The organism is Klebsiella sp. P1954 (assembly GCF_018199955.1).
GTDB classification, from domain to species: Bacteria; Pseudomonadota; Gammaproteobacteria; order Enterobacterales; family Enterobacteriaceae; genus Klebsiella; species Klebsiella pneumoniae.
Genome location: NZ_CP073373.1, coordinates 1,306,764 through 1,322,248, shown reverse-complemented (window position 1 = coordinate 1,322,248; position 15,485 = coordinate 1,306,764). Strand labels below are relative to the sequence as shown.

Annotated in this window: 13 protein-coding genes; 9 read left to right on the top strand and 4 right to left on the bottom strand. The window is 61.5% G+C overall.

What is annotated here, in order from left to right; translation table 11 throughout:
* Window positions 1-53 precede the first annotated feature (53 nt).
* The 4 genes from KB890_RS06460 to KB890_RS06440 all read left to right on the top strand — a co-directional run bounded on the left by KB890_RS06460 (window position 54) and on the right by KB890_RS06440 (window position 5,614).
* A complete protein-coding gene (locus KB890_RS06460; protein WP_002895358.1) occupies window positions 54-779 on the top strand; it encodes a histidine utilization repressor in 726 nt (241 codons plus the stop codon).
* 142 nt (window positions 780-921) lie between these two features.
* Window positions 922-2,610 carry a urocanate hydratase gene (hutU, locus tag KB890_RS27550; protein WP_020324030.1) on the top strand — a complete coding sequence of 563 codons (1,689 nt, stop codon included), beginning with the start codon at window positions 922-924 and terminating at the stop codon, window positions 2,608-2,610.
* Window positions 2,607-4,133, top strand: a complete 1,527-nt coding sequence (gene hutH / locus KB890_RS06445) for a histidine ammonia-lyase (RefSeq protein ID WP_020324026.1) — start codon at window positions 2,607-2,609, stop codon at window positions 4,131-4,133. The genes hutU and hutH overlap by 4 nt, the downstream gene beginning before the upstream one ends.
* A gap of 98 nt (window positions 4,134-4,231) precedes the next feature.
* Entirely contained in the window at window positions 4,232-5,614 is a 1,383-nt protein-coding gene (locus tag KB890_RS06440) for an amino acid permease (protein WP_004147672.1), read from the top strand.
* A gap of 717 nt (window positions 5,615-6,331) precedes the next feature.
* On the opposite strand, the gene KB890_RS06435 is transcribed toward KB890_RS06440, so the two are convergent.
* Together KB890_RS06435 and bioA are read right to left on the bottom strand one after the other, a co-directional pair.
* Entirely contained in the window at window positions 6,332-6,808 is a 477-nt protein-coding gene (locus KB890_RS06435; RefSeq protein ID WP_002895575.1) for a kinase inhibitor, read from the bottom strand.
* A 70-nt stretch (window positions 6,809-6,878) separates the two neighbouring features.
* Window positions 6,879-8,168 carry an adenosylmethionine--8-amino-7-oxononanoate transaminase gene (gene bioA, locus KB890_RS06430; protein WP_004195153.1) on the bottom strand — a complete coding sequence of 430 codons (1,290 nt, stop codon included), beginning with the start codon at window positions 8,166-8,168 and terminating at the stop codon, window positions 6,879-6,881.
* Between the two features lie 213 nt (window positions 8,169-8,381).
* On the opposite strand from bioA, the gene bioB reads away from it, so the two are divergent.
* From bioB to bioD, 4 genes are read left to right on the top strand one after another with little or no spacing between them, the layout of a single operon-like run.
* Window positions 8,382-9,422 carry a biotin synthase BioB gene (gene bioB / locus KB890_RS06425; RefSeq protein ID WP_002895580.1) on the top strand — a complete coding sequence of 347 codons (1,041 nt, stop codon included), beginning with the start codon at window positions 8,382-8,384 and terminating at the stop codon, window positions 9,420-9,422.
* Window positions 9,419-10,576, top strand: coding sequence for an 8-amino-7-oxononanoate synthase (gene bioF / locus KB890_RS06420; protein ID WP_004179090.1), 1,158 nt, complete (start codon window positions 9,419-9,421; stop codon window positions 10,574-10,576). Before bioB ends, bioF begins: the two co-directional genes overlap by 4 nt.
* Window positions 10,560-11,315 carry a malonyl-ACP O-methyltransferase BioC gene (gene bioC / locus KB890_RS06415; protein ID WP_004179091.1) on the top strand — a complete coding sequence of 252 codons (756 nt, stop codon included), beginning with the start codon at window positions 10,560-10,562 and terminating at the stop codon, window positions 11,313-11,315. The genes bioF and bioC overlap by 17 nt, the downstream gene beginning before the upstream one ends.
* Complete coding sequence (bioD, locus tag KB890_RS06410) at window positions 11,308-12,030, top strand: dethiobiotin synthase (protein ID WP_004179092.1); 723 nt, start codon at window positions 11,308-11,310, stop codon at window positions 12,028-12,030. Before bioC ends, bioD begins: the two co-directional genes overlap by 8 nt.
* Here bioD and KB890_RS06405 read toward each other — a convergent pair.
* Both KB890_RS06405 and KB890_RS06400 read right to left on the bottom strand, forming a co-directional pair.
* Complete coding sequence (locus KB890_RS06405; RefSeq protein WP_004152853.1) at window positions 11,972-12,694, bottom strand: ABC transporter ATP-binding protein; 723 nt, start codon at window positions 12,692-12,694, stop codon at window positions 11,972-11,974. The genes bioD and KB890_RS06405 overlap by 59 nt on opposite strands.
* A gap of 86 nt (window positions 12,695-12,780) precedes the next feature.
* On the bottom strand, window positions 12,781-12,993 hold the full coding sequence (locus KB890_RS06400; RefSeq protein WP_002895652.1) for a hypothetical protein: 213 nt from the start codon (window positions 12,991-12,993) through the stop codon (window positions 12,781-12,783).
* 411 nt (window positions 12,994-13,404) lie between these two features.
* Between KB890_RS06400 and uvrB the strand changes: the two genes are divergently transcribed.
* A complete protein-coding gene (gene uvrB, locus KB890_RS06395) occupies window positions 13,405-15,426 on the top strand; it encodes an excinuclease ABC subunit UvrB (RefSeq protein WP_002895655.1) in 2,022 nt (673 codons plus the stop codon).
* The last annotated feature ends 59 nt before the right edge of the window (window positions 15,427-15,485 follow it).

Sequence of the window (15,485 nt, the reverse complement as noted above, 5' to 3'; positions counted from 1 at the left end):
GCTATTATTTTCGTTTCGCCGCTCCGCTTATTACGCATAAGGAAAGCCAGGCCATGTTTGCACAACAACCTCGTTCCGCGCCCGCGCCTTTCTATGAAAAGGTGAAGCAGGCGATCAGCGAAAAGATCCACAGCGGCGTCTGGCGACCGCATGACCGTATCCCGTCGGAAGCTGAGCTGGTGGCCCAGTTCGGCTTCAGCCGGATGACCATCAATCGCGCGCTGCGCGAGCTGACGGACGAAGGCCTGCTGGTCAGGTTGCAAGGGGTGGGAACCTTTGTCGCCGAGCCGAAAGGGCAGTCGGCGCTGTTCGAGGTGCGCAGTATTGCCGCAGAAATTGTCGCCCGTCACCATCAGCACCGCTGTGAGGTACTCCTGCTGGAGGAGACCCGGGCGGATCATATTCAGGCGACGGCGCTCAGCGTCCCGGAAGGCACCCGCATCTTTCACTCGCTGATGGTGCATTACGAAAACGAGGTGCCGGTGCAAATCGAAGATCGCTGCGTCAATGCCGCAGTGGTCCCGGACTATCTGCATCAGGACTACACCGCCACCACGCCCCATGATTACCTGTCGCTGATCGCGCCGTTAACTGAAGGTGAACACATTGTTGAAGCGGTGCAGGCCACGGCGGAAGAGTGCGCGCTGCTGCATATTCACGCCCACGATCCGTGCCTGCTGATCCGTCGCCGCACCTGGTCGACAACCCACATCGTCTCCCACGCGCGCCTGCTGTTCCCCGGTAGCCGATATCGTCTGCAGGGGCGCTTTGGCTCCTGATCCACGCTGGCGTCAGCAAAACGTGATTGCTGACGCAATATAACAAAATTGTATCATTTCTGTTAAATCCTGGCTTGCGCATGCTTGTATAGACAAGTATATGTATCTACGTAAACAACGTTCATTGTCAGGAGAAACCCCGATGTCGCAAAGCAAATATCGCCAGCTGGACGTCCGTGCGCTAAGAGGCACGACGCTGACCGCGAAGAGCTGGCTGACCGAAGCCCCGCTGCGTATGTTAATGAATAACCTTGATCCCGATGTCGCCGAAAACCCGCACGAGCTGGTGGTCTATGGCGGTATTGGTCGCGCAGCGCGCAACTGGGAATGCTATGACGCTATCGTGAAGGCGCTGAAGAACCTGGAGAGCGATGAAACCCTGCTGGTGCAGTCCGGGAAGCCGGTGGGCGTATTCAAAACCCATGAAAACTCACCGCGCGTGCTGATCGCCAACTCCAACCTGGTCCCGCACTGGGCCACCTGGGAACACTTTAACGAGCTGGATGCCAAAGGGCTGGCGATGTACGGCCAGATGACCGCCGGCAGCTGGATCTACATCGGCAGCCAGGGCATCGTGCAGGGTACCTACGAAACCTTCGTCGAAGCCGGTCGCCAGCACTACCAGGGCAGCCTGAAAGGCCGCTGGGTATTAACCGCCGGTCTGGGCGGCATGGGCGGCGCGCAGCCGCTGGCCGCGACGCTGGCCGGCGCCTGCTCGCTGAACATCGAATGTCAGCAGAGCCGCATCGATTTCCGTCTGCGTACCCGCTACGTGGATGAGCAAGCCACCTCGCTGGATGACGCCCTGGCGCGCATCAAAAAATACACCGCCGAAGGGCGGGCCATCTCTATCGCGCTGTGCGGCAACGCCGCGGAGATCGTACCGGAGCTGGTGAAGCGCGGCGTGCGCCCGGATATGGTCACCGACCAGACCAGCGCCCACGACCCGCTGCATGGCTATCTGCCGAAAGGCTGGAGCTGGGAAGAGTATCAGCAGAAAGCCGAATCCGACCCGCAGGGCACTATTCTGGCGGCGAAACGCTCGATGGCCGATCACGTGCAGGCGATGCTGGCCTTCCATGAGATGGGGGTCCCAACCTTCGACTACGGCAACAACATCCGCCAGATGGCGCAGGAAGTGGGCGTCAGCAACGCCTTCGATTTCCCGGGCTTCGTGCCGGCCTATATCCGCCCGCTGTTCTGCCGCGGTATCGGCCCGTTCCGCTGGGTAGCGCTGTCCGGCGATCCGCAGGATATCTACAAAACCGACGCGAAAGTGAAAGAGATCATTAAAGATGATCAGCATCTGCACCACTGGCTGGATATGGCGCGCGAGCGCATCAGCTTCCAGGGACTGCCGGCGCGTATCTGCTGGGTCGGTCTGGAGTGGCGGCAAAAGCTCGGTCTGGCGTTTAACGAAATGGTGCGCAGCGGCGAAGTCTCCGCGCCGATCGTCATTGGCCGGGATCACCTTGACTCCGGCTCCGTCGCCAGCCCGAACCGCGAAACCGAAGCGATGCGCGATGGTTCTGATGCGGTCTCCGACTGGCCGCTGCTCAACGCCCTGCTCAATACCGCCAGCGGCGCGACCTGGGTGTCGCTGCACCACGGCGGCGGGGTAGGCATGGGCTTCTCGCAACACTCCGGGATGGTTATCGTCTGCGATGGTACCGATGAAGCGGCGGCGCGTATCGCCCGCGTCCTGCATAACGACCCGGCGACCGGCGTAATGCGTCATGCCGACGCGGGGTATGAGATTGCCATTGAATGCGCAGCAGAACAGGGTCTGAATCTTCCGATGGTGGCGGCAACGCAGGGGAACGCTAAATGAAATCTTTAACTTTGATCCCGGGTCAACTCAGCCTGTCGCAGCTCCGCGACGTTTACAGCCACCCGGTAAATATTACCCTCGACAGCGGCGCGTTTGCCGCCATTGACGAGAGCGTGGCCTGCGTCAACGCCATCCTTGCCGAAGGGCGGACCGCCTACGGCATCAACACCGGTTTTGGCCTGCTGGCGCAAACCCGTATCTCGACGGAAGATCTGGAGAACCTGCAGCGTTCGCTGGTGCTGTCCCATGCGGCGGGCGTTGGCGAGCCGCTGGACGATGATCTGGCGCGGCTGATTATGGTGCTGAAGATTAACAGCCTGTCCCGCGGTTTCTCCGGGATCCGCCTGAGCGTGATCCAGGCGCTGATTGGCCTGGTGAATGCCGGCGTGACGCCGTGGATCCCGGCCAAAGGCTCCGTCGGCGCTTCCGGCGACCTCGCGCCGTTGGCGCATATGTCGCTGACCCTGCTCGGAGAAGGTAAAGCGCGGGTACGCGGCGGCGACTGGCTGCCGGCCACCGAAGCGCTGCGTCAGGTGGGGCTGGAGCCGATTACCCTGGCGGCGAAAGAGGGGCTGGCGCTACTCAACGGCACCCAGGCCTCGACCGCTTTTGCCCTGCGCGGTCTGTTCGAAGCCGAGGATCTGTTCGCCTCCTCGGTCGTCTGCGGGGCGTTAACCACCGAAGCGGCGCTGGGCTCACGTCGTCCGTTTGATGCGCGCATCCATGAAGTGCGCGGCCAGCGCGGGCAGATTGATGCGGCGGCGCTGTATCGCCACCTGCTGACCGAAGATAGCGCGATCTCGCAGTCGCACCATAACTGCAGCAAGGTGCAGGACCCGTACTCCCTGCGCTGCCAGCCGCAGGTGATGGGCGCCTGCCTGACGCAGATCCGCCAGGCGGCTGAGGTGCTGCTGGCTGAAGCCAACGCGGTCTCCGATAACCCGCTGGTCTTTGCCGCCGAAAATGACGTCATCTCCGGCGGTAACTTCCATGCCGAACCGGTGGCGATGGCCGCGGATAATATCGCGCTGGCGATCGCCGAAATCGGCTCGCTCTCCGAGCGCCGCATCGCGCTGATGATGGACAGCCATATGTCGCAGCTGCCGCCGTTCCTCGTCAAAAATGGCGGCGTCAACTCCGGGTTTATGATTGCCCAGGTCACGGCGGCGGCCTTAGCCAGTGAAAACAAAGCGCTGTCGCACCCGCATAGCGTTGACAGCCTGCCCACCTCTGCCAACCAGGAAGACCACGTCTCGATGGCGCCGGCGGCCGGTCGCCGCCTGTGGGCGATGGCCGAGAACACCCGCGGGGTGCTGGCCGTTGAGTGGCTGGCGGCGGCGCAGGGGCTGGATATGCGCGAAGGACTGACCACCAGTCCGCTGCTGGAAGAGGCGCGTCACTTGCTGCGCGAACGCGTGCCGCACTATACGCAGGATCGCTACTTCGCCCCGGATATCGATAACGCCATTGCGCTTCTGGCGGCCCGTCACCTGACGCGTCTGCTGCCTGCCGTACTGCATTAATCACCGTTGTTCTCTGTACCCGCGTCGGGGGAAGTCATTCCCCCGACCGCCCTACATCGCATATTTGTCGTCATATAAAAAAATCAGGACACCTGTATATGCAACAACAACACAAGCCACATCTGCTGCGCGGGCTCAATGCCCGACACATTCGGTTTATTGCGCTCGGCTCCGCTATCGGCACCGGGCTGTTCTATGGCTCGGCCTCAGCCATCAAAGCGGCGGGCCCGGCGGTGCTGCTGGCCTATCTGATTGGCGGCGCGGCGGTGTTTATCGTCATGCGCGCGCTGGGCGAGATGGCGGTGCGCAACCCGGTTTCCGGCTCCTTCGGCAGCTATGCCCGCCAGTATCTCGGGCCGCTGGCCGGGTTTATTACCGGCTGGACCTACACCTTTGAAATGGTGATCGTCGCCCTGGCCGACGTCACCGCCTTCGGCATCTATATGGGATTGTGGTACCCCGATGTGCCGCGCTGGATCTGGATCCTCAGCATCATCTTCTTTATCGGCGCGATGAACCTGTGCAACGTGCGGGTATTTGGCGAGATGGAGTTCTGGCTGTCTCTGGTGAAGGTGGTGGCGATTATCGCCATGATGCTGGCGGGGGCGGGGATCATCTTCTTTGGCTTTGGCCACAGCTTCCCGGCCACCGGGCTGGAAAACCTCTGGAGCCACGGCGGCTTTGCCCCTAACGGCTGGCAGGGCGTTATCGCCTCGCTTGGCATCGTGATGTTCGCCTTCGGCGGGGTGGAGATTATCGGCGTCACCGCCGCTGAAGCGAAGGATCCTAAGAAGGTGATCCCGCAGGCCATCAATACCATTCCGCTGCGCATTATCCTGTTCTACGTCTGCACCCTGGCGGTACTGATGGCGATCTTCCCGTGGAACAGCTTTGGCGAACAGGGGAGTCCGTTTGTGCTTATTTTCGACGGTCTGGGGATCCCGGCGGCGGCGACCATCCTTAACATCATCGTGATCAGCGCCAGCATCTCGGCGATTAACAGCGATATTTTTGGCGCCGGACGCATGATGTACGGCATGTCGAAAGAGGGGCTGGCGCCGAAAAGCTTCCAGCGCATCGCCAGCAACGGTGTGCCCTGGATGACGGTGGTGGTCATGGGCGGCGCGCTTCTGGCGGCGGTGGTATTGAACTATCTGATCCCCGAGCAGGTATTTGTGCTAATTGCTTCGCTGGCGGCATTCGCCACGGTATGGGTGTGGCTGATGATTCTGCTATCCCATTTTGCCATGCGCCGCGGTTTGTCTGCCGAAGAGCGCAGCCAGATCGCCTTTCCCATTCCGTTCTGGCCGGTGGCGCCGCTGTTGACGCTGCTGTTTATGGGGCTGGTCATCGCCGTATTAGGGATGTTTGCCGAAACGCGGATGGCGCTGATCGCCGGCCTGGTCTGGCTCGGGCTGCTGACGGTGGTGTGGTATGCGCGGGTGCGTAAAACGGCGCTGCAGGTAGCCACTGAACAGTAAGATCAATTTCCCCGGTGGCGCTGCGCTTACCGGGGCTACAAATGGCACGGACCGTAGGCCGGGCAAGGCGTCAGCCGCCGCCCGGCATAAAAGCGGCTCCGTGCCCGCGGCAATCGCCCGGCGGCGCTGCGCTTGCGCGGGCCTGGGGGTATTGTAGATACTGCTATCGGCTTGTAACGGTTTTAATCCGGTAAAAACAGTTGTTTTGTATTAATTCCGAGCACATTGCGCTCCCGAAATGTCTTCTACGTTATGTTACTCATGGCGCAGGGAGCGCACAGGGGGCGGCCAGTCGCCGCCGCCCCCTGTACCCCCGGGCTTCGGCCAGCAACATCGCCACTGCGTGGTGCCTTCGACTTATCCCTGCAGGCTTCGGGTCGGGCCGAGGCAGCGTCCTTGCAAAACACGGCCCTCAGCCCGCATCCATGCGGGCTGCCCCGGCCTTCCGGGAACGTCTCAGCGATGTTGAGGCCGCAACACCGGCAGTTTCAGCAGGACTGGTGGGTAACTTCACGGCAGGTCGCACGCACCGTAGGCCGGGCAAGGCGTCAGCCGCCGCCCGGCATAAAAGCGGCTCCGTGCCCGCGGCAATCGCCCGGCGGCGCTGCGCTAGCATGGGCGTGGGGGTAGTGTAGGTCGGGTAAGCGCAGCGCCACCCGAAAAACAAATGGCGCCGCGGGTACCCCGGATAAGGCGCAAGCCGCTATCCGGGGAAGATTAACTGAACAGGGCGGTGATGGAGGCGCTGGCGAGGGAATGGAAATGGACGTTAAAGCCGACCATCGCGCCGCTGGCCTCAGCATCCACCTCAATTTTCTCGACGTCCAGGGCGTGGACGGTGAAGATATAGCGGTGGGTTTCGCCCTTCGGCGGCGCCGCGCCGCCGTAGCCTGCCTTACCAAAATCGGTGCGGGTCTGAACGGCCTCTTCCGGCAGCTCCGCCTGACCGGAACCGGCCCCTTGCGGCAGGACGCGGGTATCGGCCGGCAGGTTAGCGACCACCCAGTGCCACCAGCCGGAGCCGGTCGGCGCATCCGGATCGTAGCAGGTCACCACAAAGCTTTTGGTTCCCGCGGGCACATCATCCCACATCAGATGCGGCGAAATATTGTCGCCATCGTAGCCCATGCCGTTGAAGACGTGACGATTAGGCAGCTTACCGCCGTCCTGGAGATCGTGACTGATCAGTTTCATGCTTCATCCTCATTGATAATGCGCTGATTAACAAAGAAGTGTAGCCTTCCCGACGACGCAATTCCGCTATTTATTCGCTAAAAAATGTTTCGTCCTGCACTGCCTGGTTGACCGCACGGGTCAGGCGGGTCAGCTGCTCGGGCGTGATGATGTACGGCGGCATCAGATAAATCAGCCGGCCAAACGGACGGATCCAGACTCCCTGCTCGACGAAAAAGCGCTGCAGGGCGGCCATGTTGACCGGGCGACGGGTTTCAACCACGCCAATAGCGCCCAGCACGCGGACGTCCGCGACCAGCGCAGATCCCCGCGCCGGGGCCAGCTCGGCCTGCAGCTGGGCTTCAATCGCCGCTACCTGCAGCTGCCATTCGCCGCTCTCCAGCAGGCGCAGGCTTTCGCCGGCCACCGCGCAGGCCAGCGGATTGCCCATAAAGGTGGGGCCGTGCATAAAGCAACCGGCTTCGCCATTGCTAATGGTTTCAGCAACCGTTCGGGTAGTGATGGCGGCGGAAAGGGTCATGGTGCCGCCGGTCAGCGCTTTGCCCAGACACAGAATGTCGGCGGTAATCCCGGCGTGTTCACAAGCGAACAGCTTGCCGGTGCGGCCAAAGCCGGTGGCAATCTCATCGGCGATCAGCAGTATCCCTTCCCGGTCGCACATTTTACGCACCCGCTTCAGCCACTCTGGATGGTACATCCGCATGCCGCCTGCCCCCTGGACGATAGGTTCGAGGATCACCGCGGCGATTTCGTGACGATGCGCGGCCATCAGGCGGGCAAACGGTACCATATCCATCTCGTCCCACTCGCCGTCAAAGCGGCTTTGCGGCGCGGGGGCGAACAGGTTATCCGGCAGGTAGCCCTGCCACAGGCTGTGCATCGAGTTCTGCGGATCGCAGACCGACATCGCTCCGAAGGTATCCCCGTGATAGCCGTTGCGGAAGGTCAGAAAACGACGACGTGGTTCGCCTTTAGCCTGCCAGTACTGCAGCGCCATTTTCATCGCCACCTCTACCGCCACCGAACCGGAGTCGGCGAGGAAAACGCACTCCAGCGAGGCCGGGGTCATCGCCACCAGCTGACGGCATAGCGCAACTGCCGGCGGATGGGTGATCCCGCCGAACATCACGTGCGACATTTGGTCAATTTGCCCCTTCAGCGCCGCATTGAGGCGTGGGTGATTGTAGCCGTGGATCGCCGCCCACCAGGAAGACATACCGTCAACCAACTGTTCGCCGCCGGCGAGGGACAGCTCGCAACCGTGGGCGGACACCACCGGATAGACCGGCAGGGGGGAAGTCATAGAGGTGTAGGGGTGCCAGATGTGGCGCCGATCGAAAGCGAGATCGTCCAGTGTCATAAGCGACTTGTAAACCATTTTGAAAACATTTAGGTTTACAAGTCTACACTGAACTTACTTACAATGAAACGTACACAAAATATTTCGCGCAGCATCGAGGCGGCAAGCGAGAACATCCCCAGGAGCATAGTTCACTATGTGACTGGGAGGCGCGAGTGCCGCCAACAAAGAGGCTGTGTGAAATAGGAAGTGTACGACCTTTTGGAGAGGAAAATGGCTCACCAACCTCGCTGGACAATGTCGCAAGTAACGGAATTATTTAATAAACCGCTGATCGATCTGCTATTCGAAGCACAGCAAATCCATCGTCAACACTTTGATCCGCGCCAGGTGCAGGTCAGCACCCTGCTGTCGATCAAAACCGGCGCCTGCCCGGAAGATTGTAAATATTGCCCGCAGAGCGCACGCTACAAAACCGGCCTCGAAGCCGAGCGCCTGATGGAGGTTGAGCAGGTGCTGGAATCAGCGCGCCAGGCGAAAAACGCCGGCTCCACCCGCTTCTGCATGGGCGCGGCGTGGAAAAACCCCAATGACCGCGATATGCCTTACCTGGAGCAGATGGTGAAAGGGGTGAAGGCGCTGGGGCTGGAGTCCTGTATGACGCTCGGCACCCTGACCGACAGTCAGGCGCAGCGCCTGGCCGAAGCGGGCCTCGATTACTACAACCACAACCTTGATACCTCGCCGGAATTTTACGGCAACATCATCACCACCCGCACCTACCAGGAGCGCCTGGATACGCTGGATAAAGTGCGTGATGCTGGGATCAAAGTCTGCTCCGGCGGTATCGTCGGGCTGGGAGAGAGCGTAAAAGATCGCGCCGGACTGCTGCTGCAACTGGCTAATCTGCCGACGCCGCCGGAGAGCGTACCGATCAACATGTTGGTGAAGGTCAAGGGCACGCCGCTGGCGGATAACGACGACGTCGACGCTTTCGATTTCATCCGCACTATCGCCATCGCGCGCATCATGATGCCCACCTCCTACGTGCGTCTCTCCGCCGGCCGCGAGCAGATGAACGAGCAGACCCAGGCGATGTGCTTTATGGCCGGGGCGAACTCGATTTTCTACGGCTGCAAGCTGCTGACCACGCCGAACCCGGAAGAGGACAAAGACCTGCAGCTGTTCCGCAAGCTGGGGATCAACCCGCAGCAGACGGCGGTGCTGGAAGGCGACAATGAGCAGCAGCAGCGTCTGGAGCAGGCCTTACTCACCCCGGACACTGAGGAATATTACAACGCGGCGGCGCTATGAGCTGGCAGCAGCGAATCAATCGGGCGCTGGACGAGCGGCGGGCGGCGGAAGCTTTTCGCCACCGCCTGCCGGTGACGCACGGCGCCGGGCGCTGGCTGGAGCGGGAAGGGGAGCGCTGGCTTAACTTCTCCAGCAATGACTATCTGGGCCTGAGTCAGCATCCGGCGATTATCGCCGCCTGGCAACAGGGGGCCACGCGCTATGGCGTCGGTGCCGGCGGCTCGGGCCACGTGAGCGGCTATAGCGAAGCCCACCGCGCGCTGGAAGAGGCGCTCGCCGACTGGCTGGGCTATCCGCGCGCATTGCTGTTTATCTCCGGCTTTGCCGCGAATCAGGCGCTGATCGCTGCCCTGGTGGAGAAAGACGATCGGATTGTCGCCGACCGTCTGAGCCACGCCTCTCTGCTGGAGGCGGCGAGCCTCAGCCCGGCGCAGCTGCGGCGCTTTACCCACAACGATCCGCAGCAGCTCGCGCAACTGCTGGCTAAGCCGCTGGCGGGCGAACAGTTGGCGGTCACTGAAGGCATTTTCAGCATGGACGGCGACAGCGCGCCGCTGGCGGCCATTCACGCCGCGACGCAGGCCGCAGGGGCAGTGTTGCTGGTGGATGACGCCCACGGTGTTGGCGTGGTCGGCGACGAAGGACGCGGGAGCTGCGCCGCGCAGGCGGTGCGCCCTGAGCTGCTGGTGGTTACCTTCGGCAAGGCCTTCGGCGTCAGCGGCGCGGCGGTGCTGTGCGACGAAGCAATGGCCGATTATCTGCTGCAGTTTGCCCGTCATCTGATCTACAGCACCGCGATGCCGCCCGCCCAGGCGGTGGCGCTGAGCGCTGCCCTGGGGATCATTCGCAGCGATGAAGGGCAGCAGCGTCGCGACATCCTGGCCGCCCGCATCCGTCAGTTCCGTGAGGGGATGGGCGAGGTGTCGCTGGGGTTGACCGACTCCGTCAGCGCGATCCAGCCGCTGATCGTCGGCGACAACGCCCGGGCGCTGAACCTGGCCTGCCGTCTACGCGACGCGGGCTGCTGGGCAACGGCGATCCGTCCACCGACGGTGCCGGTCGGCAGCGCGCGTTTGCGCCTGACCCTGACAGCCGCCCATCATATTGAAGACATTAACCGTTTACTGGAGGTGCTGCATGGCCACAGTGAATAAGCAGGCGGTGGCCGCGGCGTTTGGCCGGGCGGCCAGCGGCTATACGCAACATGATGAACTGCAGCGGCGCTGCGCCGATCTACTGCTGCGCCAGCTGGCGCGCCGCGATTTTGCGCAGGTGCTGGATGCCGGCTGCGGCCCCGGCAGTATGAGTCGCTATTGGCGTGAGGCGGGCAGCGTGGTGACCGCGCTGGATCTCTCCGCCGGGATGCTCGCCCAGGCGCAGCGTAACGACGCCGCGCAGCATTATCTGTTGGGGGATATTGAGGCGCTGCCGCTGCCGGACGCCTGCGTCGATCTGGCGTGGAGCAATCTGGCGGTGCAGTGGTGCGACGATCTACGGGCGGCAATTGGCGAGCTGTACCGGGTGGCGCGTCCCGGCGGCAGAGTGGCGTTTAGCACGCTGCTCGCCGACTCGCTGCCGGAGCTCAATCAGGCGTGGCAGGCCATCGACGACCGGCCGCATGCCAACCGTTTCCTTAGCGAAGCGGCGGTGCGCGCGGCGCTTCGCGGCCTGCGCGCGACCGGCGAGGTTCATCAGATTAGCCTGCCGTTCGCCGATGCGCTGAGCGCTATGCGCTCGCTGAAGGGCATCGGCGCCACCCATTTGCACCAGGGGCGGACCGCCGCCCCGCTTGGCCGCGGCAAACTGCGCGAGCTGCAGCTGGCCTGGCCGCAGCGGCAGGGCATCTGCCCGCTGACGTATTCTCTTTTTACAGGAGTCATTGAGCGTGACTAAACGTTTTTTTGTCACCGGGACCGATACTGAAGTCGGTAAAACCATCGCCAGCAGCGCCCTGCTGCAGGCGGCTAATCTGCTGGGTTTTCACACTGCCGGCTATAAGCCGGTGGCCTCCGGTAGCGAGCTTACCGGCGATGGGCTGCGTAATGAAGATGCGCTGGCGCTGCAGCATCATAGTCGGGTCGCGTTGCGTTACGACCAGGTGAACCCCTATACCTTCGCCGAGCCGACCTCCCCGCACATCATCAGCGCCGACGAAGGGCGGCCGATCGCCGCGGCCAGGCTCTCCAGCGGGCTGCGTGAGCTGGAAGGTCTCGCCGACTGGGTGTTGGTGGAAGGCGCCGGCGGCTGGTTTACGCCGCTCTCGGATTCCCTGACCTTCGCCGACTGGGCGCAGGCGGAACAGCTGCCGGTCATTCTGGTGGTGGGCGTTAAGCTCGGCTGTATCAACCACGCAATGCTTACCGCTCAGGCGGTACGCCAGGCGGGACTACCGCTGGCGGGGTGGATCGCCAATGACGTACAGCCGCCGGGCAAGCGCCACGCCGAATATCTGGCGACGCTGAAAAACCGACTGGCCGCGCCGTTCCTCGGCGAAATACCGTGGCTTGCCGACATCGCGCAGCGCGACGATCTCGGCCAGTATCTGGACCTCAGGGCGCTGGATCCGGCGTTATCCACTGCGCCAGCAGCGGCTCATCCAGCGCCATAATATCGCCTTCGGCGACGTTACGGCCCCGGTGCAAGACACAGAAGCGATCCGCCACCCGGCGGATAAAGGGCAGGTGCTGCTCGGCGAGCAGCACCGTCAGGCCGATATCGCGATTTAACCGCAACAGCAGATCCGCCAGCTTTTGCAGGCAGCGCGGCCCTCTGCCGCGCGAGGGTTCATCAAGGATCAGCAGCCGCGGCTGGACGATCAGCGCCCTGGCCAGCGCCAGCTGGTACTGATCGTCGTCGCTCAGCGAGGCGCCTTTGCGCTGCCGTAGGGCATAGAGCTCGGGAAAATGCTCATAAATCTCGCCGCCGCTGGCGTTAGCCCCGGGTTTCCCGGCCGCCAGGGCGATGTGCAGGTTCTCTTCCACGCTGAGTTGGGAAAAAATGCGTTTATCTTGTGGCACGTAGCCGATACCAATGGCGCTGCGCGATTGAGCGGACAGGGGGGTGAGATCCTGCGGCGGGGCGCCAATGTCATGCCAGGTCATCCGGCCGCTGGCCACCGGCAGGTGGCCAGCAATGCAGTTAACCAGGGTGGTTTTTCCCATGCCCTCGCGTCCCAGTACGCCAATGCACTCTCCCGGGCGTAGTACAAGATCGACATTCCACAGCGAATGCTGGTTGCCGTAAAAGTGATTTACTGCCTGTAAATTCAACATGGACGTTTTCTCCTTATCCTGGCGTCAGGGCGACAGAAAGATGCTGCAAAACTCTTGCCAGGAAAAAGAACGCTCGGAAAAAAGCGCTAAACGCCGATACCATCGGGCCTCGTCAGCGCCGGGGCTGCACTTTTCCGGTGCCCGACGCTAAAGGGTGGTGCAAAAAGCAGCAAAAATCGAGCGGCTTTAAGCGGATAGTTATCAAAAATAGTTCGATAAAAATTTTTCGCCACGCGGTTGACCGCAAAAGGCGACAGGCGCCGGGCGGCGGTGGTCTTGGGCTGCGGACAGTTATCCACTATTCCTGTGGATAACCTTGTGTATTAGAGTTAGAAAACCTGCGGTAAGCTAGAGCGTACGCGGCTTGCGGCTGAATTGGCGCGAAAGGCGTCTTTTCTTTAAAGATCTTAAATATCAGCTTGTTAGATAAAATCAATGGGTGTAAGAAAAGCGTCATCTGCTGCCATAAAAGTTTCATCCGTCCGCTTGACAAATGTTAAAAGGTAAAATTTTCTGGGGATAACCCTGGCGGCCGGAGGATTATTCCGTCTGACGCACGTTTTGCACCCAGCTTGCCGGCCAATAAGACCCTTTTGTGGCGTTATCATAAGTACGCACTGTTTAAATATCCAGTATAATTTATTGGCAAAAAACGGCCCGGGGGGTAGAATTAAACACCGGCCGCTAATTCTTTTTTCAGGTTCTGATTGATGAGTAAATCGTTTGTACTGCATTCCGCCTTTCGCCCCTCCGGAGACCAACCGGAAGCCATCCGCCGCCTGGAAGAGGGGCTGGAGGATGGGCTTGCGCATCAGACGCTACTGGGGGTTACCGGCTCCGGTAAAACCTTTACCATCGCCAACGTGATTGCCGACCTGCAGCGGCCGACGATGGTGCTGGCGCCAAACAAAACCCTGGCGGCTCAGCTCTACGGCGAGATGAAAGAGTTTTTTCCGGAGAATGCCGTCGAGTATTTCGTCTCCTACTACGATTACTATCAGCCGGAAGCCTACGTTCCCAGCTCAGATACCTTCATTGAGAAGGACGCCTCGGTAAACGAACATATTGAGCAGATGCGTCTGTCGGCCACCAAAGCGCTGCTCGAGCGGCGCGACGTAGTGGTGGTGGCGTCAGTCTCGGCGATCTACGGCCTCGGCGACCCGGACCTGTATCTGAAAATGATGTTGCATCTGACGGTCGGTATGCTGATTGACCAGCGAGCGATCCTGCGTCGTCTGGCCGAACTGCAGTATACCCGCAACGATCAGGCCTTCCAGCGCGGCACTTTTCGCGTGCGCGGCGAGGTGATCGACGTCTTCCCGGCGGAATCCGACGATATCGCCCTGCGCATTGAGCTTTTTGACGAAGAGGTCGAGCGTCTGTCGCTGTTCGACCCGCTCACCGGCCACGTCGAAGGGACGGTGCCGCGCTATACCATTTATCCCAAGACCCACTACGTGACGCCGCGGGAGCGCATCGTCCAGGCGATGGAAGAGATCAAGCTGGAGCTGGCGGAGCGGCGCAAGGTGCTGCTGGCCAACAACAAGCTGCTGGAAGAGCAGCGCTTAACCCAGCGTACCCAGTTTGACCTCGAAATGATGAACGAGCTGGGTTACTGCTCGGGCATTGAAAACTACTCGCGCTTTCTCTCCGGGCGCGGGCCCGGCGAGCCGCCGCCGACCCTGTTCGACTATCTGCCGGCGGATGGCCTGCTGGTGATTGACGAATCCCACGTCACGGTGCCGCAGATCGGCGGTATGTACCGGGGCGACCGGGCGCGCAAAGAGACGCTGGTGGAATACGGTTTCCGCCTGCCGTCGGCGCTGGATAACCGGCCGATGAAGTTTGAAGAATTTGAAGCGCTGGCGCCGCAAACCATCTATGTGTCGGCGACCCCGGGCGCCTATGAGCTGGATAAATCCGGCGGCGAGGTTGTGGATCAGGTGGTGCGGCCGACCGGTCTGCTTGACCCAATCATCGAAGTGCGCCCGGTGGCGACTCAGGTCGACGATCTGCTGTCAGAGATCCGCCTGCGCACGGCCATCAACGAGCGCGTGCTGGTCACCACTCTCACCAAGCGGATGGCGGAGGACTTAACCGAGTACCTTGAGGAGCACGGCGAGCGCGTGCGCTATCTGCACTCGGATATCGACACCGTCGAGCGCATGGAGATCATCCGCGACCTGCGTCTTGGCGAGTTTGACGTGCTGGTGGGGATCAACCTGCTGCGTGAGGGGCTGGATATGCCTGAGGTGTCGTTGGTGGCGATCCTGGATGCGGATAAAGAGGGCTTCCTGCGTTCTGAACGCTCGCTGATCCAGACCATCGGCCGCGCGGCGCGCAACGTCAACGGCAAGGCCATCCTCTACGGCGATAAGATCACCCCCTCCATGGCCAAAGCCATTGGCGAGACCGAGCGTCGACGGGAGAAACAGCAGCGCTACAACGAAGAGCACGGCATCGTGCCGCAGGGGCTCAATAAGAAAGTGGTGGATATCCTGCAGCTGGGCCAGGGCCTGGCGAAAACCAAAGCCAAAGGGCGCGGTAAAGCGAAGGCCGTTGAGCCTGCCGGGCTTAGCGCTGTGGATATGACGCCAAAAGCGCTGCAGCAGAAAATCCACGAGCTGGAAGGGCAGATGATGCAGCACGCGCAGAACCTCGAGTTTGAGGAGGCGGCGCAAATACGCGACCAGCTGCATCAGCTGCGCGAGCTGTTTATCGCCGCCTCCTGATTCTGGGCGCAGACCGGCGGAGTGGACGTGCGGGGTATAGTGAAGGCGCGCTTCTCTTA